Origin of the sequence: Nocardioides rotundus (genome assembly GCF_019931675.1) — a bacterium.
GTDB lineage: Bacteria > Actinomycetota > Actinomycetes > Propionibacteriales > Nocardioidaceae > Nocardioides > Nocardioides rotundus.
Map to the genome: position 1 here is coordinate 3,450,113 of NZ_CP082922.1, position 19,455 is coordinate 3,469,567.

The following is a 19,455-nucleotide window of genomic DNA, read 5'->3' on the forward strand; positions in this document are numbered from 1 at the left end:
CGACGGACCCGGCACCGCAACCCTTCTGATCACTCTGGCCACACCAGTCACAGGACTTCGGTCATCCATGCAGAGGACGGGAATTCGTTACCCCCAAGACGCTGCGGAGGGCCGATCCGGACCGTAGGCTGGAGCCTCAACGACCGCGCGGGGAACGCGGTCGGCCAACGGGGAAGACGCAGAGGACGACACAACACATGACGGGGAAGACGACCAAGGCCGCCACCCGGGGGCGTCAGGGCCGTCGGCCGATGGCGCTGGGCCGCAGGGTCCTGCTGCCGACCGTGTCGACGATGATGCTCGCGGGGGCAGCAGCCGGTTTCGTCAGCGTGGCGCCGACCGACGCGCCGATCGCCCAGCCCGCCCGCGCGGGCGACGCACCGGCACCGGCTCGGGTGGACGAGTCGGTCAGCTCCTCCAGCACCCGGGTCGACGGTCCCGCCTCCCTCTCCCGCCCGCTGCGGGTCGGCGCCCAGGCCGCGGGCCTCGCTCGCGCGGTCCCGGCGAGCAGCGCGAGCGAGATCCCCGGCTCGGCGCTCGCGGCCTACCAGCGCGCCGAGTCCATCATCGTCTCCACCGACGCCTCGTGCGGGCTGCAGTGGCAGTTGCTGGCCGCCATCGGCGATGTCGAGTCCAACCACGGCCGCTTCGGCGGCAGCAGCCTGAACGCCGACGGCGTCGCCACGCCGGCGATCCTCGGCCCGCGACTGACGGGCAAGAACGACACCCGGCGGATCACCGACACCGACGGCGGGGAGTACGACGGCGACGCCACCGTGGACCGCGCCGTCGGGCCCATGCAGTTCATCCCCTCCACCTGGTCGGTGGTCGGCGTGGACGCCGACGGCGACGGGGTACGCGACCCGCAGGACATCGACGACGCAGCGCTGGCCGCCGCGGTCTACCTCTGCTCCGGCACCGAGGACCTCAGCACCGACGACGGGCTGCGCAAGGCCGTCTTCCGCTACAACCGCAGCCAGGAGTACGTCGGCCTCGTGCTCTCGCTGATGCGCGGCTACCAGGCCAGCGGCACCCTGGCGCTGCCCGACAGCCAGGTCGCGGCCGGCTACGCGATCAACACCATGGGCCCCGACGCCATTCGCGCGGGCCTGGGCGTGGACGCGCCCCGCAAGGACCGCTCGGACCGCAAGGACCGCGCGAGGAAGAACGGCCGCTCCGAGAAGAAGGGCGCGGACCAGGCGCTCGCCGCCGGCGCGAGCATCGGGCCGAAGGGCACGCGCCCGTCCGCCTCCGGCGGCCCCTCCCCCTCCGCGGGCTGGCAGCCCGGCGGCGGCACCTCGCCGTCGGTGACCATCACCCCGACCCCAGGGACCGGCGGCACCAGCGACCCGACGCCGTCCGAGCAGCCCACCACCCCGACGCCGTCCGAGCAGCCCACCACGCCGACGCCCTCGGAGGAGCCCACCACCCCGACGCCCTCGGAGGAGCCCACCGCGACGCCCTCGGAGGAGCCCACCGCGACGCCCTCGGAGGAGCCCACCGAGGTGCCGCCGTTCACCGCCGCAGAGGCCGACCCGGTCGCCTACCAGCAGTGCCAGGACCTCGGGATCGTGGACGACCCGGCCACCCCGGACGACGAGGTGGCGGTCTGCGCGATCGACCCGGAGGCCTTCCAGGCGGACCCGGAGCCGATGCTCGCCGACCCGTGGAGCTTCGTGCAGGGCTGAGCCCCGGCGCAGGTGCGCGTGGTCGCCGAGTCACCGCGGCGCGCCGTACTCCGCCGCTGCTGACCCGGCGGCCCATTTCCCAGGTAGTCAGGTCACAGCGTCACTCTGCATGCTGAATTCACCAGGTAGAGCGTCACTGTTCCTGGACTACCTGGGAAATGGCCGCGGGAGTACGGCGCCGCCGCCGGGCAGCCGCGAAGCGGGCCGAGGGCTCAGGGCTTCTTCGTCGTCGTCTTCTTCGCCGCGGTCTTCTTGGCCGGCGACTTCTTCGCCGCGGCCTTCTTGGTCCCCGACTTCTTCGCCGTCGTCTTCTTCGCGGTCTTCTTCGCCCCGCGCTTGGCCGACTTCTTCGCCGGGCCCTTGGCCCGCCGCTCGGCGAGCAGCTCGGCGGCGCGCTCGAGGGTGATCGACTCCACCGAGTCGTCCTTGCGCAGGGTCGCGTTGTACTCGCCGTCGGTGACGTACTCCCCGAAGCGCCCGGCCTTGACCACGACCGGCGTACCGGAGACCGGGTCGTTGCCCAGCTCCTTCAGCGGCGGCGCCGCGGCGGCACGGCCGCGCTGCTTGGGCTGGGCGTAGATCGCCAGCGCCTCGTCCTGGGTGATGGAGAAGATCTGGTCCTCGGTCTGCAGCGACCGGGAGTCGGTGCCCTTCTTCAGGTAGGGGCCGTAGCGCCCGTTCTGGGCGGTGATCTCCACGCCCTCGGCGTCGGTGCCGACCACCCGCGGCAGCGAGAGCAGCTTGATCGCGTCGGCCAGCGTGACCGTCTCCAGCGACATCGACTTGAACAGCGACGCGGTCCGCGGCTTGGCGCTCTTCGGCGCGTCCTCGGGCAACTGCTCGGTGACGTAGGGGCCGTAGCGGCCGTTCTTCGCCACGACCCGCAGCCCGGTGTCGGGGTGCTCGCCCAGCGGCGTCTCCTCGCCGGCCGGGTTCTCGAACAGCTCGCGGACCTTGGTCGCGGTCAGCTCGTCGGGCGGCAGGTCATCGGGCACGTTGGCGCGCTTGCCGGCCAGCGGCCCGTCGTCGTCGGGGCCCTCGAGGTAGGGCCCGTAGCGGCCCACCCGCAGCACCGCGCCGACCTCGGGGTCGCCGACGGGGAAGGTCGCGAGCTCGCGGGCATCGATGTCACCGAGCTCCTCGACCAGCGTCTTGAGGCCCACCACGTCGCCCTGACCGAAGTAGAACTCCGCCAGCTCGCTCTGCCGGTCGCTGTGCCCGGCGGCGATCTCGTCGAGCACGTCTTCCATCCGGGCGGTGAACTCATAGGACACCTGCCGCGGGAAGTGCTCCTCCAGCAGCCGGATCACCGAGAACGCGAGCCACGCCGGCACCAGCGCGGTGCCCTTCTTGTACACATAGCCGCGGTTGAGGATGGTGCCCATGATCGAGGAGTACGTCGAGGGCCGGCCGATCTCCCGCTCCTCGAGCTCCTTGATCAGCGTGGCCTCGGTGTAGCGGGCCGGCGGCTTGGTCTCGTGCCCGCCCGCGCTCACCGAGGCGGCCGTCACCCGGCCGCCCTCCTCCAGCGCGGGGAGCCGGGTCTCGGCGTCGTCGCGGCGCTTGCTCGGGTCGTCGATGTCCTCGACGTAGGCCTTGAGGAAGCCGTGGAAGGTGATGGTCCGGCCGCTCGCGGTGAAGACCACGTCCCGGCCGTCGGAGGTCGCTCCCCCGTGCCGGACGGTCACGCTGTTGCCGACCGCGTCCTTCATCTGGGAGGCGACGGTGCGCATCCAGATCAGCTCGTAGAGCCGGAACTGGTCACCGGTCAGCCCCGTCTGTGCCGGCGTACGGAAGCTGTCGCCCGCGGGGCGGATCGCCTCGTGCGCCTCCTGGGCGTTCTTCACCTTCGAGGCGTAGACCCGCGGCTGGTCGGGGACGTACTCGTTGCCGTAGAGCTCGCGGACCTGGTTGCGCGCGGCGTTGATCGCGGATCCCGACAGCGTGGTCGAGTCGGTCCGCATGTAGGTGATGTAGCCGTTCTCGTACAGCCGCTGCGCCACCGACATGGTCACCGACGAGCTCATGCCGAGCTTGCGGGAGGCCTCCTGCTGCAGGGTGGTGGTCCGGAACGGCGCGTAGGGGCGCCGGCTGTAGGGCTTGGACTCGACCGAGCGGACGTCGTACGTCGTCTCCGAGAGCGCCGCGACCAGCTCCTCGGCGGCGCGCCGGTCCAGGTGGACCCGGTCCTTCTTGGCCAGCCGGCCGTCGTTGCCGAAGTCCGATCCGCGGGCGACCCGCTTGTCGTCGATGGTGTGCAGGCGCGCGGGGAAGATCCGCGGGTCCATGCCCTCGCCGGCGTCGAAGGTGCCCTCGAGGTCCCAGTAGGACGCGACCGTGAAGGCCATCCGCTCGCGCTCGCGGTCCACGACCAGCCGGGTCGCGACCGACTGCACACGCCCCGCGGAGAGGCCGGACATGACCTTCTTCCACAGCACGGGCGAGACCTCGTAGCCGTAGAGCCGGTCCAGGATGCGCCGCGCCTCCTGTGCCTCGACCAGGTCGTCGTTGATCTGCCGCGGGTGCTCGACCGCGTCCAGGATCGCCGCCTTGGTGATCTCGTGGAAGACCATCCGGTGCACCGGCAGGTCCTTGCGCGGCTTCAGCTCGTCGAGCAGGTGCCAGGCGATCGCCTCGCCCTCGCGGTCCTCATCGGTGGCGAGGTAGAGGGCGTCGGCGTCCTTGAGCAGCTTCTTCAGCTTGGAGATGTGCGACTTCTTGTCCCGCGGCACGACGTAGTAGGGCACGAAGCCGTTGTCGACGTCGACTGCCAGCCGGCCCCACGGCTTGTCCTTGATCTTCGCCGGGGTGTCCGCGGCGCTGTTGGGCAGGTCGCGGATGTGGCCGATCGAGGACTCGACGACGTAGTCCTTGCCCAGGTACCCGCCGATGGTGCGGGCCTTGGCCGGGGACTCGACGATGACGAGCTTGTGTGCCACGGGTGCTTCTTTCTCCTGCTTCGCGGATGGTTCGCCTTTGTCCACAGGTGACGCGGCGAGGGCTGTCACCGTACTGCCTGTGGATGACGGGGTCGTCGGGTCCGTGGGATTTGGGAGCCTGCGATGGCACGGACCCGACACCTTTGGAGAGCCATCATGTACGACGACACCCAAACCGCCACCCCGGGGCTCTGGCGCGAGCCCACCACGCTGCACTACGACGAGCCCGAGGACTGGTACGTCGACCACACCTACGAGGACCGGCTCTCCGGCCGCCACCGGCTCCGCCTGTCGGCCTACGTCGACGGCCGGCTGGTGGACTCCTGGACCGAGCCGGTCGACGGCACCCGCTGGCAGCCGCACGCCGACCGCCACGACGCCGAGCACACCCCGCCGCCTCCGCCCGCTCCCCCGGTGCCCGCCTGGCAGCGCACCCTGGACTGGCTCTGCGCCGTCGCGGGCGGGGCCACGGCCCTGGCCGAGCTGACCGCGGAGCCGGCGCCCGAGGAGCCGCCGGATCTCTCGGCCCTCGACCTGCCGACCCGCACCCTGGTCTCCTCCACCCGGGTGCCGCTGGAGCGACTGGAGAGCGTGGCGCCGGAGGAGGAGATGGCTGCCGTACGCCGCTGCCTGCGTCTCCTGTGGCAGGAGGCGTCGACCCCGGCGCGGCTCCCCAGCGGCACCCCGCTGGTCGCGGGCGCGGCCTGGATCGTCGGCAAGGCCAACGGCTGGTTCGGCGCGGGTGGGTGGCTCCCCCAGTCGGCGCTCGCCGAGGCGCTGGAGATCTCCAACCTCTCCAACGCGGGGCAGCGGCTGAAGCGCCACCTGATCGACCCCTGGCCGCACGTCATGACACCCCGGTTCACCTTCGCCGCCGAGATCGAGCCCTATGGCCGACCCGAGCTGCTCACCCCCTCCCTGCGACGGCGCCTGGTGCGGCTGCGGGATCGCGCCTACGCCGACCGGGACGCCGCCGCGGCGGCGTAGGCGGTTCTACCGTGGAGGGTAGAATCGGCGCGGTGGCGACGATGAACATCAAGGACCAGCGCATCCACGCGGCGGCGCAGGAGCTCGCGCGCCGCCGCGGGGTCTCGATGACCGAAGCCGTCCGGCAGGCGGTGGACGAGGCGCTGGCCCGGTCCGCGCAGACGCGGGACGAGGCCTGGGTGGAGCGGATCTTGACGCTGGGCCGCGAGCTCCGAGCCGAGATGGATGCCGCGGGGGCGCGCCCGATGACCGACGACGATCTCTACGACGAACGCGGCGTCCCACGGTGATCGTCGACTCCTCGGCGCTGGTGGCGATCGCCTACGCCGAGCCGGAGGCCGCCCAGCTCCTCGGTGTGCTGCGCACCGCCGACCGGCGACGGATCGCCGCGCCCACCGTCCTGGAGAGCAGCATGGTGCTGTGGCGCGTGGCGCACCGAGTCGCTGACCTGGTCGGCCAGCTCGACCTGGAGATCGTCGCCTTCGACGCCGACCACCTGCGGGTCGCTCAGGACGCCTTCATCCGGTACGGCAGGGGCACCGGATCCCCGGCGCGCCTCAACTTCGGGGACTGCATCTCCTATGCGCTCGCCTCCGCAACCGGTGAGCCGCTGCTGTTCAAAGGGGAGGACCTCCGGCACACCGACATCACGCCGGCGTGGACGCCTCCGGGCCGCTGAGCTCGAGGAAGCCCTCGGCGACCAGCTCCCGCAGCACCGGAAGGTAGGACGTCCGCACCTCGCCGGGCTCACGCTGCAGGAGCGTGGCCAGCGCGTCGAGCAGGTCGCCCGCGGCGAGGTCGCCGTCGGCCGCGCCGGCGAACCCGGCGACGACCGTGTCCGCCGTACGCGCCCGGCGGAAGCCCCGCTGCTGGCGCAGCACGATGGTCTCGGGGTCGACCTCGCCGGCCCGGCCGTGGGTCTCCTGGCGTACGTCGCCCCGCAGGGACAGGTGCGTGGCGAGCAGCGCCTCGTCGTCGAGCGCCCGCTCGGCCACCGCGGCGCCGCCCCACGCCTGGATAGCCGGGGCGATCGGCTGCTCCACGTCGTAGGGCCATTCCAACAGGGTGTGCCGGGCCCCGCCGGCCGCCTCGGTGCGGTGCAGGTTGACCCAGCCGAAGCCGACCGCCTCGATCCCCTGCTGGTCGAACCAGGACAGCCAGGTGTCGTAGCGGCGGGTGTAGTCCTCGGTGAGACCGGCGTCGCGCAGCCACAGCTCGACATAGGCCGGCGGGTCCAGCACCTCGCGCTGCACCACGAGGGCGTCGCAGTCCGGGCTCAGCCAGCTGGCGAGCCGCTCGTCCCACGACTGGTCGCGGGCGATGATCCAGTTCGCCAGCACCTGCCCCCAGCCGTCCGGAGCCAGACGCGCCGGGATCTCCCGGACGATCCGCTCGACCACGCTGTCGCGCGGCAGCCCGGAGTCGCGGTAGACCAGCAGCTCGTCGGTCCCCGGCGAGATCACGAACGGCGGGTTCGTCGCGATCAGATCGAAGCGCTCGTCGGCCACCGGGTCGAAGAGCGAGCCGTCGCGGACCTCGACCCGGTCCTCGACGTCGTTGAGCGCGGCGTTGAACGCCGCGATCCGCAGCGCGCGCGGGTTGACGTCCGTCGCGACCACCCGGTCGGTGTGCCCGGCCAGGTGCAACGCCTGGACGCCGCACCCGGTGCCCAGGTCGAGCGCCCGGGCCGCGGGGCGGCGCAGGGTCAGCTGGGCCAGACTGGTGGAGGCGCCGGAGATCCCGAGCACGTAGTCGGAAGTGACCCGCTGCGGCGCGCCGTCCATCCCGGGCGTCAGGTCGGAGACGACCCAGAGGTCGCGGCCGTCCTCGGCATAGGGGCGCACGTCGAGCCGCGCGACCACCTCGTCCACCGAGACCGCGAGGAACCCGTCGGCGGCCAACTGGTCCACCAGGCCCGGCAACGCGGCCTCGGCGGCGTCGCGGCCGACCGGTCGCTGCAGCAGGAAGAGCCGGACCAGCGTGTCCAAGGGCGACCCGCCGGTGGTACGTCGGGCCGCGGGCACGGTCTCGTTGCGACCCAGCGCCGCGTGCGCCGTCGTACCGATCAGGTCCACGACCGCGTCGTGGGTGTAGTCCGCCGCGACCAGGGCCTCGCGGAGCCGGTGAGGGAGGGAGAGCTCAACGGTCACGAGCCCCATGTTCCCACCCGGCTCCAGCACCGGAACGATCAGGCGGTCTGGGCCGCCTCGATGTCGTCGTCGTCCGCGATCACCGCGGAGCGGCGCTTGGAGGCGACGACGGCGACCACGATGATCGCGGTGGCCACGAGGGCGATCGCGATGCGCAGGACGTCGTTCTGGTTCTCGCCGACGCTCATCGAGACGATCGCGCCCGCGACGAGCAGCGAGACCAGGTTCATCACCTTGATCAGCGGGTTGATCGCCGGGCCGGCGGTGTCCTTGAACGGGTCGCCGACGGTGTCGCCGATCACCGTGGCGGCGTGCGCCTCGGAGCCCTTGCCGCCGAAGTTGCCGTCCTCGACCAGCTTCTTCGCGTTGTCCCAGGCGCCGCCGGCGTTGGCCAGGAAGACCGCCATCAGGGTGCCGGCGCCGATCGCCCCGGCGAGGAAGCCGGCGAGCGCGGTGACACCGAGCCCGAAGCCGACCGCCACCGGCGCCATCACCGCGAGGATGCCCGGGGTGATGAGCTCGCGCAGCGAGTCGCGGGTGACGATGTCGACGACGCGGCCGTACTCCGGCCGGCCGGTGCCCTCCATGATCCCGGGGATCTCGCGGAACTGGCGGCGCACCTCGAAGACCACGGCACCCGCCGCCCGGCCGACGGCGTTGATCGCCAGCCCGGAGAAGAGGAACACCGCGGCGGCGCCGAGGAGCACGCCGACCAGCACCTGCGGGTTGAAGACGAAGAAGTCGGTCAGCTGGAACTCGCCCTCGGCCGGGTTGGCCTCGGCCAGCGCCTCGAACACCGAGGTGGAGTAGGAGCCGAAGAGCGCCGTCGCCGCGAGCACCGCGGTGGCGATCGCGATGCCCTTGGTGATCGCCTTGGTGGTGTTGCCGACCGCGTCCAGCTCGGTGAGGATCTGCGCGCCGTCCTCGCTGACGTCGCCGGACATCTCCGCGATGCCCTGGGCGTTGTCGGAGACCGGGCCGAAGGTGTCCATCGCGACGATCACGCCGACCGTGGTCAGCAGGCCGCAGCCGGCCAGGGCGACGGCGAAGAGCGAGACGGTCAGCGTGGCGCCGCCGAGCAGGAAGGCACCGAAGACCGCGCCGCCGATCACCAGGGTGGTGTAGACCGCCGACTCGAAGCCGACCGAGAGGCCGGAGAGGATCACCGTGGCCGCGCCGGTCAGCGAGGTCTTGCCGACGTCGCGGACGGGGGTGAACTCGGTGCCGGTGAAGTATCCGGTGAGCGCCAGGATGGCCGCGGCCATCACGATGCCGATGACCACGGCGAGCGAGGCGATGACCCGGGGGTCGCCGGCCGCCTCCATGACGTCGGGGGCGGCGTTGGAGAAGTCGGCGAACGAGCCGGGCAGGAACGTGAAGGCGACGATGACCGAGCCGATCGCGCCGACGGCGGCGGAGATGTAGAAGGCCCGGTTGATCGTGGTGAGCCCGTTCTCGCCCGTCCGGGGCTTGGTGATGTAGATGCCCAGCACGGCCGTCAGCGCGCCGATCGCGGGGATCAGCAGCGGGAAGACCAGGCCCTTGTCGCCGAAGGCCTGGGAGCCGAGGATCAGGGCGGCGACCAGGGTCACGGCGTAGGACTCGAACAGGTCGGCGGCCATGCCGGCGCAGTCGCCCACGTTGTCGCCGACGTTGTCGGCGATGGTCGCGGCGTTGCGCGGGTCGTCCTCGGGGATGTTGTTCTCGACCTTGCCGACCAGGTCGGCGCCCACGTCGGCGGCCTTGGTGAAGATGCCGCCGCCGACCCGCATGAACATCGCCAGCAGGGCCGCACCGAAGCCGAAGCCCTCCAGCACCTGCGCGGCGCTGTCGCGGAAGATGAGCACCACCAGCGAGGCGCCCAGCAGGCCCAGGCCGACCGTGGCCATGCCGACGAAGGCGCCGGTGCGGAACCCGATGGTCATCGCGGGGTTGCGGCCCTCGCGCTCGGCGGCCGCGGCGACCCGCAGGTTGGCCCGCACGGCCAGGCTCATGCCGAGGTAGCCGATCGCGGCGGAGAAGCCGGCGCCCACGAGGAACGCGATGGAGCGGCCGATCCGGACCACCAGGTCGTCGGCCGGCAGGGCCAGCAGCACCACGAAGGCCACCGCCGCGAAGATCCCGAGGGTGCGGAACTGCCGTTTGAGGTAGGCGTCCGCCCCCTCCTGCACGGCCTGGGCGATGTTCTTCATGTTGTCGGTGCCCTCACCGGCGCGCATGACCTCGTTCCGGAACATCGCCGCCATGCCGAGCGCGGCGAGCGCGATGACGGCGACGAGGATGACCAGGATCTGGTTGGCGCCGGAGAGCTCCACGACAGCGGGGACGATCCCGGTCATGTGGTCTCCTCCGAAGGTGTGATGCAGGTCGCATCTGACGCGCCGGATGCTACGGCACCCCGGCACCCCCGCGGAGGACGCATGTGACGAAGGACACGGCGTGTCCCGGACGCGGAGCGCCGCCGTACCGGCGAGGGCGGGTCAGGAGACCGCGTCGAGGCTCTCGTGGATGACGAACACCTTGGCCAGCCCGGTGATCCGGAAGATCTTGAGCAGCCGCTCCTGGTCGCAGACCAGCTCCAGCGTGCCGTCGTGGGCGCGTACCTTCTTCAGGCCACCGACGAGGACGCCGAGGCCGGTGGAGTCGAGGAAGCCGACGCCGGTCAGGTCGATGACGATGTCGTGGGAGCCCTGCGCGACCAGGTCGGAGATCGCGTCGCGGAGCAGGGGCGCGGTGTAGACGTCGATCTCGCCGCCGATCGTCACGACGGTCCTGTCCCCGTGCTGCCGGGTCGTCAGGGTCAGGTCCACCCCCGTATGAAACCACTTCGTTCGTGCCCGCGCAGGAAGGTGGCACAGGTCCATCCGTCGGGGTGGGGTACGGCGCTCCTGACGCGCCGTCTAGCGTCGAGGTCATGGGCGACCCGATCCCCGGGCCGGGGCCGGCTCCCGCAGTCCGCGGGTATGCCGCCGGCACCCGCGAGTACCGCCGCCTGACCACTGCCCTGTGGCTCGCCGGAGCCGGGACGTTCATGGTGCTCTACTCGGTGCAGGCGCTGCTGCCGCTGTTCTCCCACACTTTCCACGTCTCGCCGGCAACCTCGAGCCTGGCTCTCTCCGCGGCGACCGGCACCCTCGCCCTGGCCATCATCCCGGTGAGCGCCATCGCCGAGCAGTGGGGCCGCCGCCGCGTCATGACGGTGTCGCTCTCGGCGACCGCGGCGATCGCCCTGCTCACCCCGCTGGCCCCGTCGTTCGAGGTGCTGCTGGCGCTCCGCGCCCTCCAGGGCCTGGCCATGGCCGGCGTCCCCGCGCTGGCGATGGGCCACCTCACGCAGGAGGTCGAGGGCCGATCGCTGGGGCATGCGATGGGCCTGCTGATCGCCGGGAACACCGCGGGCGGCCTGTCCGGTCGGCTGCTCGCCGGATGGTCGGCGGAGCTCGCGGGCTGGCGGACCGCGATGGCCGTGGTGGGAGTCGCCTGCCTCCTCGCCCTCGTCGGGTTCCGCCTGCTCATTCCCACGCCGCGCCAGGAGTCGACCGAGCGGGCGACGCTCATGGAGCGACTGGCCGGCGCCGCCCGGCTGTTGACGGACCCGGGAGTACGTCGCGCCTGCGCGGTCAGCTTCTGGCTGATGGCGGCGTTCGTGACGATGTACAACTACCTCGGCTACCGGCTCCTGGAGCCGCCGTACTCCCTGTCCCACGGCCTGGTCGGCCTGGTCTTCCTCGCCTACCTCGCCGGCACCGTGAGCTCCCCGGTCGCCGGCGCACTCGGGGACCGGATCGGACGTCTGCGGGTGCTGGCCCTGGCCGCGCTGCTCGCGCTGGCCTCCGCGTTGCTCTCCCTCGCCGAGCCGCTCGCCCTCGTCCTCGTCGCGCTGGTGCTCTACACGATGGGATTCTTCGGTGCGCACTCCGCGGCGAGCGGCTGGCTGAACGAGCGGGCCGGGCCCGCCGCGGCGCAGGCGTCGGCGCTCTACCTGTTCTGCTACTACGCCGGCAGCAGCCTGGGCGGTACGGCGGGCGGCGTGGCCTACCAGCACGGGGCGTGGCCAGGGGTGGTCGGCTACCTCGTCGCCCTCCTGCTGCTCGCGCTGGTCGCGACCTGGTTGCTGACCCGGCTGCCGGGTGGACGCCGGGCGGTGTCGGCGCCCGGTGACACACTCGAGGGGTGAGCACCGCACCGACGCTCGGGGACGCCGAGCAGCGCTCCGAGCGCGACCTGCTCGGCAGGCTGACCGCCGCGCCCGGGCGGGCGGAGCGGCTCACGCACGTCGAGGAGCTGCCGCCCCGGCTGCCGACGTACTCCTCCTGGCCGGACTGGGTGCCCGCTGACCTGCGCGGCGCCCTGGCCGCCCGCGGCATCGAGCAGCCGTGGGCGCATCAGGTCGACGCCGCCGAGCGGGCGCACCGGGGCGAGCACGTCGTGCTGGCGACCGGGACCGCGTCGGGCAAGTCGCTGGCCTACCAGCTGCCCGCGGTGACCCGCGCCCTGACGGCGCGCGGCCCCCGGGGCCAGCGCGGCGCGACGGTGCTCTACATCGCGCCGACCAAGGCGCTCGCGCACGACCAGGAGGCGGCGCTGCGCGGCCTCGGTCTCGACCTGCGGGTGGCGACCCACGACGGCGACACTCCCCCGGAGGCGCGGCAGTGGACCCGCGACCACGGGGAGTACGTCCTCACCAACCCCGACATGCTGCACCGCTCGCTGCTGCCCGGCCACGAGGCGTGGACCCGCTTCTGGGGCGCGCTGTCCTATGTGGTGGTCGACGAGTGCCACCACTACCGCGGCATCTTCGGCGCCCACGTCGCCCAGGTGCTGCGGCGGTTGCGCCGGGTCGCCGCGAGGTACGGCGCCTCCCCGACCTTCGTCCTCGCCTCCGCCACGGTCGCCGAGCCGGAGGTCGCCGCCCGGCGCCTGACCGGGCTGCCCGTGCACCCGGTCACCGACGACACCTCGCCGCGGGGGCGGGTCACCCTGGGCCTGTGGGAGCCGCCGTTCGCCTCCTTCCGCGGGGAGAACGGCGCCCCCGTGCGCCGCGGCGCCGCGGCCGAGGCCGCCGACCTGCTCACCGACCTGGTGCTGGAGGGCGTGCGCAGCCTGGTCTTCGTCCGTTCCCGGCGCGGCGTCGAACAGGTCGCGACGGCCGCCTCGTCGGCGCTGGCGGAGGTCTCGCCCGAGCTGACCGGCCAGGTGGCGGCCTACCGCGGCGGCTACCTCCCCGAGGAGCGGCGGGCCCTGGAGCAGCGGCTCCGCTCCGGTGCGCTCACCGGCCTGGCCGCCACGAACGCGCTCGAGCTCGGCATCGACGTCAGCGGCCTGGACGCGGTGGTGATGGCCGGGTTCCCCGGCACCCGGGCGGCGCTCTGGCAGCAGCTGGGCCGGGCCGGCCGTGGCGCCCAGGACGCGCTCGGGGTGCTGGTCGCCCGGGACGACCCGCTGGACACCTACCTGGTCCACCATCCCGACGCGCTGCTGGGCCGGCCGGTCGAGGCGTCGGTGTTCGACCCGGACAACCCGCACGTCCTGGGGCCGCACCTGTGTGCGGCCGCGCAGGAGGTCCCGCTGACCGAGGCCGACCTGCCGCTCTTCGGCGACCGGGCCCGGGAGGCCGTCGACGCGCTCACCGCCGCCGGCCTGCTGCGGCGCCGGCCGCACGGCTGGTTCTGGACCGACGCGCGCCGGGCCAGCGACCTCGCCGACATCCGCTCCGGCAGCGGCGCGACCGTCCAGCTGGTCGAGGCGGACACCGGCCGCGTCGTCGGGCTGGTCGACTGTGCCCGCGCCCACGCCGAGGCGCACACCGGCGCCGTCTACATCCACCAGGGCGAGGCCTGGCTGGTGCACGAGCTCGATCTCGAGGAGCACGTCGCCACCATCGCCCGCACCGACGTGCCCTGGTCCACGACCGCCCGCGAGACCACCGAGATCGGCATCGTCCGCGAGACCGACCACGAGAGGTGGGGCGACTGCCGGCTCTCGCTCGGCACCGTCGAGGTCACCCATCAGGTGGTGTCGTTCCTCAAGCGCCGCCAGCCCTCGGGCGAGGTGATCTCCGAGGAGCCCCTCGACCTCCCCGCCCGGACGTTAAGCACGACCGCCGTGTGGTGGACCGTCCCCGAGCATCTGCTGGAGAAGCTGCCCGCCCGGGACCGCCCGGGTGCCGCGCACGCCGCCGAGCACTGCTCGATCGGGCTGCTGCCCCTGGTGGCGACCTGCGACCGGTGGGACATCGGCGGAGTGTCGACGGCCCTGCACCCGGACACCGGACAGCTCACCGTGTTCGTCTACGACGGCCACCCCGGCGGCGCGGGCTTCGCCGAGCGCGGCTTCCACTCGGCGTACTCCTGGCTCTCCGCGACCCGGGACACCATCGCCTCGTGCGGCTGCGCCGAGGGCTGCCCCTCGTGCGTCCAGTCGCCCAAGTGCGGCAACCAGAACAACCCGCTCGACAAGGAGCAGGCGCTCGCCCTCCTCGACGTGCTCCTCCGACACGCCGGCTGACCGAGCCCTCCGGCGACGCCGGTCGCCCGGTGTCGGGGTTATCCTCCCCCCATGGTTGCTCTCGGCCTTGTCTTCATCGTCCTGGGTGTCCTGGGAATCCTCGCCGGCGTCTTCGTCACCGACGTGGACGGGACCTCGCTGCAGCTGCTCGGCATCGACATCACCCCGGTGACGCTCTTCCTCTTCGGCGTCGTCTCCGGCGCGCTGCTGATCTTCGGCTACAGCATCCTGAAGTGGGGCACCAAGCGCGGGCTCGCCCGGCGCAAGGAGCTGCGCGACGCGAACCGCCGCAACGACGTCCTCGAGCGCGAGGAGGCCGAGCGTCGGCACGACCAGCCCGGCACCACGGGCACCCAGCCGCCGGCCTGACCCGCCGCCCCCGGCTCTCACCGAGCGTCACGCCGGCCCGGCACGCGCCTCGGCCGACAGCTCGGGCAGCCAGGGCGGCCAGGCGGGCGGTGGCACCCGGACGGTGACGCGTACGTCGTGGCCGACCACCCTGCACCCGGTGAGCCGCGCCCGGTTGGCCCGCGCGATCGTGCCGGCCGGACCACAGCCGTCGGTCCCGTCGGCCACCGAGCGAGCCCCGGCCAGAGCCGCCAGGTCCGCGGCCGCCTGGGCGACCCGGTGCTGGTGCACCAGCGCCGCGACGGCGGCCAGTGCCACGCCGAGCACCATCAGCACGCTCGCATGCACGACGACCAGGACGGTGCCGGAGCCACGGTCGTCCGTCGGCCGCCTCACGGCGACTCCTCCGCCAACGCCACCGCCTCGGCACGCAGCCTGACCCCCGGGAGCCGCAGCAGGATGTCGGGTCCCGGCATCGGCGCGACCACCGTGGCCACGACTCGCTCCCTCGACGACCGCAGCGAGATGGAGCTGCCGGCGGGAGCCACGCGGCGGCCCACCGCGACGGCGGCCCCGGCGTCGTCACCGCGTGCCGCGGCCCGGGCGGTCTCCCGGGCCGCGTCCTGCACGCGGACCTGGGCCACGCCGACGGCGAGCAGCCAGGCCAGGACGACGGTCACCGCGACCAGCAGCGGCGTCCCGAGTGCCAGCTCGGCCGTCACCGCACCCCGGTCGTCCCGGCCGGCCGCTCGCACGCTCATCCGATGCCCAGCAGCCCGAGCACGTGGTCGAACAGGGTGGTCAGCAGCTTCTTGCCGAAGCCGCCGCTGAGCATCACGTAGAGCAGGCCGGCGAGCCCGGCACCCGCGGCCGTCCCGACGGCGTACTCCGCTGTGGTGATCCCCGCGTCGTCCCGCTCCGGGTGGTGAAGGTCGGTCATGGTTCCTCCGTCTCCGCGCGGCCGCCGGATGCGGCTGCGCTCGTCCGGGACCAGCGTCGGCGAGCAGCCGGGCCTCGGCCACCGGATGTTCCCGGCCTGTGGAGAACCCGCCTGCGCGGCAGGGCTGTGGACGCGAGGTGGCCCGTCATCGCCGCATCAGCCCGTCGGCGAGCGCCGCGACGAGCGGTACGATGCCCAGGAGCAGGAAGGCGGGGAGCAGGCACAGCCCGAGGGGTACGGCGGCCCGCACGCCGACCGTGCGGGCGCGGTCCTCCACACCGGCACGCCCCTCGGCGGCCAGGTCGTCGGCGAGCCGCTCCACCGCCTCCACGACCGAGGCGCCGCTCTCCGCGGAGCGGCTCAGCGCGGAGCCGAGGGGGCCGAGCACGGGGTCGGCCGCCATCTCCCACCACACCTCCACCGGCGCCGCTCCCACCGCCAGCCGGGCGGCCGAGGGACGCAGGCGCTCGGCCGCCGGTCCGGGAAGCGCGGCGCAGGCCCGCGCCAGGGCCGGTGCCGGCGCGGCGCCCGCCCGCAGCCCCGCCGCCAGCAGCAGGACGAGGTAGGGCAGGTCCCTGGCGGCCCGCTCCCGCTCGGCCGCATGCTCCCCCGGCTCGCTGCGCGAGAGCACCCGCCACGCCACGACCCCGACGAGGACCGCGCCGACCAGTGCGAGCCACCCGTCGGCGACGACCAGCGCTGCCGAGCCGGCCAGGACCGACAGCGGCAGCCGCCATCGTCGCAGCGCGCTCTCGGCGGGCGACGGGTCTCCGGGGGCGGGCCCGGGGACGGCCGGGCCGCCGGATACCGGCGAGGGTCGCGCGGGCAGGAGCAGCGCCACCGCGAGCCCGGCCGCGAGCGCGCAGAGGTAGGCGGTCATCGGGTCACCCGGGCCGCCAGCGACTCGATCCAGACCAGTCCCCCGGTGAGGAGGAGCAGCCCCAGGCCCAGGCATGCCCAGCCCGGCGGTGTGCGGAGCAGGAACGCCCAGGGATCCCCGCCCGCGCCCGACCCCATGAGCAGCACCGCGAGCGGCAGGACCGCCAGCAGCCGGGCGGTCGCCCGGGCCGAGGCCAGCTCGGCGGCGACCACGCGGGCGGTGGCCCGATCCGCGCGCAGACTCGCCGCCACTCGGTCCAGCGCCGCCGCTAGACCGGGCCCGCTGTCCCGGCCGACGTCCCAGGCGGCGGCCACGACACGAAGGTCCCCGGCGCCCGGCGTGCTCGCAGCGGCCCGCATCGCGTCCGGCACGGAGCCGCCGAGCCCGTGGGCGGCGAGCACCGGGCCGAGCAGCGGCCACTCCCGGGCCGTCCGGCCGAGCGCCGTACCAGGCTCGAGCCCCGCCCCGAGATCCGCGGCCAGCCCCTCGCAGGCCCGCGAGACCTGCCCGGTGACCGCCTCGGCCGCCTGTCGTCGTCGTCGGACGGCCCACCAGCGCTGGGCGCCCACCGCCCCGACCGCCAGCAGCAGGCCGGGGACCAGGAGCCCGGTCCGGAGGGCGAGCCATGCTCCCGGAGCAGCGACCGCCACGACCAGGACCACCGGTGACCAGCGAGCCAGCGGCCCGAGCCGAGGGCGGAGCGGCCGGGCGAGGAGCACGGCCGCTCCCGCCGCGAGACCGGCGACGAGGGCCGGGCTCATGCTTGCTCCAGCCGATGCTGGAGCCGCTCCGCTCCGGGCCCCTCCTCGATCCCGCCGTCCGGGTCGAGCAGCACCGCCGGCTCGACCCGCGCCAGGCCGTCGGCCCCGGGGACCAGGACGCCCACCTGGGAGAGATAGCGGCGGCCGTCCGGTGCCCGGCGCACGTGCAACACCGCGTCCACCGCCGCCGCCAGCTGGCTGTGGGCGGCGGCCCGGTCGAGCCCGGCAGCCAGGGCGAGCGCCTCGATCCGCGCCGGCAGGTCGCCGGCCGAGTTGGCATGCACGGTGCCGCACCCGCCCTCGTGACCGGTGTTCATCGCCGCCAGCAGGTCGGTGACCTCGGCACCGCGGACCTCACCGACCACCAGCCGGTCCGGTCGCATCCGCATGGCCTGCCGGACCAGCACGGTCAGCGGCACCGCACCCGCGCCCTCCGCGTTCGCCGGCCGCGCCTCCAACGCCACCACGTGCGGGTGGTCGGGCCGCAGCTCGCTCGCGTCCTCGACCAGCACCATCCGCTCCTGGGGCGGGACGAGGGAGAGCAACGCGGACAGCAGGGTGGTCTTGCCCGACCCGGTGCCGCCGGTCACCAGGAAGGCGAGCCGTCGCTCCACGATCCGTCGCACCAGCCGGCCGGCGACGGGCGAGAGGCTCCCGGCATCCACGAGCTCTGCCAGGCTGAACGCCCGCGCCCGCGGCACTCGCAGCGAGAGCAGCGTGCCGGGCCGGGCCAGCGGCGCGAGCACGGCATGGCAGCGGGTGCCGTCGGCGAGGCGTACGTCGGCGCACGGGGACGCATCGTCCAGGCGTCGTCCTCCGCCGGCCACGAGCCGCTGCGCGAGGCGGCGTACGGCCTCCTCGTCGGGGAAGGTCACCCCGGTCAGCTCGAGCCCGGAGCCGCGGTCGACCCACACCTCCCTGCAGCCGTTGACGAGCACGTCGGTCGTCCCGGGCGCGCGCAGCAGCGGCTCGAGCGGCCCGGCGCCGACCACGTCGCGTCGCAGTCGCTCGTGCACCGCGAGCACGGTGGCGTCGCCCACCGGGCGGCCGGCCTCGCGCAGGGCGGCCGCCACCCGGTGCGCGGTGAGCTCGCCCGGCTCCCGCGCCAGGCGGTCCCGGACCAGGCCCACGAGGCCGGGGTCGACATCGGTGGTCACGCGGCCTCCGCGACCGCGGTGAGCTCGTCCAGCACCACACACGCCGCCCGGTGCAGCGGACCCCGGCGCGACCGCAGCGGCCCCAGCCCCAGGTCGACGGCCTCGGCCAGGCCGCGGTGGTCGCCCATGGTCGCGAGCACCCGCGCCCCGACCGCGGCGCCGATCTCCCGCTCGTCCACGCCGGTGCCGCGCACCACGACGCCGGACCTGGCCGGGCTCCCCATCCCCGCCAGCACCCGGGCCGCCGCGGCGACGCCCACCACCGTCGGCCGGGCGACGACCACGAGCAGATCGCAGCGGCTGGCCACCTCGGCGGTGAGCGGATCACCCCGGCGCGGCAGGTCGACCACCACCAGCTCGTGACCACGCAGCCCCGCCGAGAGCACCTCGCGCAGGGCGAACGCCTGGAGGCTGCCCTGGGGTCCGGGGTACCACGTCAGCACGCCCAACCCCTCCCTGCGGGGTACGGCGTCGCGCAGCGCGGCGCCGCCGAGCCGACCGGTGGGCTGCTCCAGCTCGTGCCACCGCACCCCGGTCACGTCCTCGGTGCCCAGGATCCGGTCCAGCCCCGGCCCCATCGGGTCGGCGTCGACCAGGAGCGAGGGAGCGTCGTGGGCCGCCACCCGGGCCAGCGCGCAGGCGAACGTGCTCGCCCCGGCACCGCCGCTCCCGCCGACCACACCGACCAGCCGGCCCGCGACGCCGGTGTCGAGGTCGGCCAGCCGCTCCACCAGCCACTCCTCGGCCCGGGCCGCCTCGAGCAGCCCCTCGGCGCCGAGGTCCAGCGCGGTGCGGAAGGCCAGGTCGGGCACCGGGCCGCCGGCGACGACGTACACCCCCGCCCGGCGCTGTGGCCGCACCCGGGCCACCTCGTCGGCCATGTCCAGGCCGACCAGCACCAGCCGCGCGCGGGTCCACGGCTCCAGCGCACCGGTGGCGCTGCCCTCGACGCGCGGGGTCGTGCCGGCGGCCGCGGCGAGGCGCATCACGGCGTCGATCAGGGTCTGGTCACGGGTCACGAGCAGAGCGGTCATGGGACGACGATTCCCCGCCACGACCGTTCTGTGGGCACGCGATCGCAATCTGTGGAGAACCGGC

At 74.0% G+C, this 19,455-nt stretch carries 18 protein-coding genes; 7 read left to right on the plus strand and 11 right to left on the minus strand.

The window, feature by feature from the left end:
* Positions 1 to 197: 197 nt before the first annotated feature.
* Positions 198 to 1,688 carry a lytic transglycosylase domain-containing protein gene (locus tag K8W59_RS20320; RefSeq protein WP_317846284.1) on the plus strand — a complete coding sequence of 497 codons (1,491 nt, stop codon included), beginning with the start codon at positions 198 to 200 and terminating at the stop codon, positions 1,686 to 1,688.
* A gap of 212 nt (positions 1,689 to 1,900) precedes the next feature.
* On the opposite strand, the gene topA is transcribed toward K8W59_RS20320, so the two are convergent.
* Positions 1,901 to 4,627 (minus strand): type I DNA topoisomerase, encoded by a 2,727-nt coding sequence (gene topA / locus K8W59_RS17015; RefSeq protein ID WP_223396144.1) that lies wholly within the window; start codon positions 4,625 to 4,627, stop codon positions 1,901 to 1,903.
* 156 nt (positions 4,628 to 4,783) lie between these two features.
* Between topA and K8W59_RS17020 the strand changes: the two genes are divergently transcribed.
* The 3 genes from K8W59_RS17020 to K8W59_RS17030 are packed head-to-tail and all read left to right on the plus strand — an operon-like array spanning position 4,784 to position 6,293.
* Positions 4,784 to 5,614, plus strand: coding sequence for a hypothetical protein (locus K8W59_RS17020; RefSeq protein WP_223396145.1), 831 nt, complete (start codon positions 4,784 to 4,786; stop codon positions 5,612 to 5,614).
* A gap of 41 nt (positions 5,615 to 5,655) precedes the next feature.
* Positions 5,656 to 5,904, plus strand: coding sequence for a type II toxin-antitoxin system VapB family antitoxin (locus K8W59_RS17025; protein WP_223399890.1), 249 nt, complete (start codon positions 5,656 to 5,658; stop codon positions 5,902 to 5,904).
* A complete protein-coding gene (locus K8W59_RS17030; RefSeq protein ID WP_223396146.1) occupies positions 5,901 to 6,293 on the plus strand; it encodes a type II toxin-antitoxin system VapC family toxin in 393 nt (130 codons plus the stop codon). Before K8W59_RS17025 ends, K8W59_RS17030 begins: the two co-directional genes overlap by 4 nt.
* Here the strand turns inward: K8W59_RS17030 and K8W59_RS17035 are convergent.
* The 3 genes from K8W59_RS17035 to K8W59_RS17045 form a co-directional block, all read right to left on the minus strand.
* Entirely contained in the window at positions 6,262 to 7,764 is a 1,503-nt protein-coding gene (locus K8W59_RS17035; protein ID WP_223396147.1) for a DUF7059 domain-containing protein, read from the minus strand. The genes K8W59_RS17030 and K8W59_RS17035 overlap by 32 nt on opposite strands.
* 38 nt (positions 7,765 to 7,802) lie before the next feature.
* Positions 7,803 to 10,103 (minus strand): sodium-translocating pyrophosphatase, encoded by a 2,301-nt coding sequence (locus tag K8W59_RS17040; RefSeq protein ID WP_223396148.1) that lies wholly within the window; start codon positions 10,101 to 10,103, stop codon positions 7,803 to 7,805.
* 141 nt (positions 10,104 to 10,244) lie between these two features.
* The gene (locus K8W59_RS17045; RefSeq protein ID WP_223396149.1) at positions 10,245 to 10,574 is read right to left on the minus strand and encodes an STAS domain-containing protein; all 330 of its coding nucleotides are present in this window, start codon (positions 10,572 to 10,574) and stop codon (positions 10,245 to 10,247) included.
* 104 nt (positions 10,575 to 10,678) lie between these two features.
* On the opposite strand from K8W59_RS17045, the gene K8W59_RS17050 reads away from it, so the two are divergent.
* The 3 genes from K8W59_RS17050 to K8W59_RS17060 are packed head-to-tail and all read left to right on the plus strand — an operon-like array spanning position 10,679 to position 14,640.
* On the plus strand, positions 10,679 to 11,941 hold the full coding sequence (locus K8W59_RS17050) for an MFS transporter (protein ID WP_223396150.1): 1,263 nt from the start codon (positions 10,679 to 10,681) through the stop codon (positions 11,939 to 11,941).
* The gene (locus tag K8W59_RS17055; protein ID WP_223396151.1) at positions 11,938 to 14,271 is read left to right on the plus strand and encodes a DEAD/DEAH box helicase; all 2,334 of its coding nucleotides are present in this window, start codon (positions 11,938 to 11,940) and stop codon (positions 14,269 to 14,271) included. The genes K8W59_RS17050 and K8W59_RS17055 overlap by 4 nt, the downstream gene beginning before the upstream one ends.
* 51 nt (positions 14,272 to 14,322) lie before the next feature.
* On the plus strand, positions 14,323 to 14,640 hold the full coding sequence (locus tag K8W59_RS17060) for a hypothetical protein (protein WP_223396152.1): 318 nt from the start codon (positions 14,323 to 14,325) through the stop codon (positions 14,638 to 14,640).
* 27 nt (positions 14,641 to 14,667) lie between these two features.
* Here the strand turns inward: K8W59_RS17060 and K8W59_RS17065 are convergent, their stop codons facing one another.
* From K8W59_RS17065 to ssd, 7 genes are all read right to left on the minus strand, one after another.
* The gene (locus K8W59_RS17065; RefSeq protein ID WP_223396153.1) at positions 14,668 to 15,015 is read right to left on the minus strand and encodes an Rv3654c family TadE-like protein; all 348 of its coding nucleotides are present in this window, start codon (positions 15,013 to 15,015) and stop codon (positions 14,668 to 14,670) included.
* On the minus strand, positions 15,012 to 15,380 hold the full coding sequence (locus K8W59_RS17070) for a TadE family type IV pilus minor pilin (RefSeq protein ID WP_223396154.1): 369 nt from the start codon (positions 15,378 to 15,380) through the stop codon (positions 15,012 to 15,014). Before K8W59_RS17070 ends, K8W59_RS17065 begins: the two co-directional genes overlap by 4 nt.
* Positions 15,377 to 15,559 (minus strand): DUF4244 domain-containing protein, encoded by a 183-nt coding sequence (locus K8W59_RS17075; protein WP_223396155.1) that lies wholly within the window; start codon positions 15,557 to 15,559, stop codon positions 15,377 to 15,379. The genes K8W59_RS17070 and K8W59_RS17075 overlap by 4 nt, the downstream gene beginning before the upstream one ends.
* A gap of 145 nt (positions 15,560 to 15,704) precedes the next feature.
* Positions 15,705 to 16,439, minus strand: coding sequence for a type II secretion system F family protein (locus K8W59_RS17080; RefSeq protein WP_223396156.1), 735 nt, complete (start codon positions 16,437 to 16,439; stop codon positions 15,705 to 15,707).
* Entirely contained in the window at positions 16,436 to 17,200 is a 765-nt protein-coding gene (locus K8W59_RS17085; protein ID WP_223396157.1) for a type II secretion system F family protein, read from the minus strand. Before K8W59_RS17085 ends, K8W59_RS17080 begins: the two co-directional genes overlap by 4 nt.
* A complete protein-coding gene (locus tag K8W59_RS17090) occupies positions 17,197 to 18,357 on the minus strand; it encodes a TadA family conjugal transfer-associated ATPase (RefSeq protein ID WP_223396158.1) in 1,161 nt (386 codons plus the stop codon). The genes K8W59_RS17085 and K8W59_RS17090 overlap by 4 nt, the downstream gene beginning before the upstream one ends.
* On the minus strand, positions 18,354 to 19,391 hold the full coding sequence (ssd, locus tag K8W59_RS17095) for a septum site-determining protein Ssd (RefSeq protein ID WP_223396159.1): 1,038 nt from the start codon (positions 19,389 to 19,391) through the stop codon (positions 18,354 to 18,356). The genes K8W59_RS17090 and ssd overlap by 4 nt, the downstream gene beginning before the upstream one ends.
* Between the last annotated feature and the right edge of the window lie 64 nt (positions 19,392 to 19,455).

Bases quoted from the DNA above. Each gene is read 5' to 3' on its own strand.
- K8W59_RS20320 (WP_317846284.1), top strand. From the start codon at position 198: ATGACGGGGAAGACGACCAAGGCCGCCACCCGGGGGCGTCAGGGCCGT.
- K8W59_RS17020 (WP_223396145.1), top strand. From the start codon at position 4,784: ATGTACGACGACACCCAAACCGCCACCCCGGGGCTCTGGCGCGAGCCC.
- K8W59_RS17025 (WP_223399890.1), top strand. From the start codon at position 5,656: ATGAACATCAAGGACCAGCGCATCCACGCGGCGGCGCAGGAGCTCGCG.
- K8W59_RS17040 (WP_223396148.1), bottom strand. From the start codon at position 10,103: ATGACCGGGATCGTCCCCGCTGTCGTGGAGCTCTCCGGCGCCAACCAG.
- K8W59_RS17050 (WP_223396150.1), top strand. From the start codon at position 10,679: ATGGGCGACCCGATCCCCGGGCCGGGGCCGGCTCCCGCAGTCCGCGGG.
- K8W59_RS17060 (WP_223396152.1), top strand. From the start codon at position 14,323: ATGGTTGCTCTCGGCCTTGTCTTCATCGTCCTGGGTGTCCTGGGAATC.
- K8W59_RS17070 (WP_223396154.1), bottom strand. From the start codon at position 15,380: ATGAGCGTGCGAGCGGCCGGCCGGGACGACCGGGGTGCGGTGACGGCC.
- K8W59_RS17075 (WP_223396155.1), bottom strand. From the start codon at position 15,559: ATGACCGACCTTCACCACCCGGAGCGGGACGACGCGGGGATCACCACA.
- K8W59_RS17080 (WP_223396156.1), bottom strand. From the start codon at position 16,439: ATGACCGCCTACCTCTGCGCGCTCGCGGCCGGGCTCGCGGTGGCGCTG.
- K8W59_RS17085 (WP_223396157.1), bottom strand. From the start codon at position 17,200: ATGAGCCCGGCCCTCGTCGCCGGTCTCGCGGCGGGAGCGGCCGTGCTC.
- ssd (WP_223396159.1), bottom strand. From the start codon at position 19,391: ATGACCGCTCTGCTCGTGACCCGTGACCAGACCCTGATCGACGCCGTG.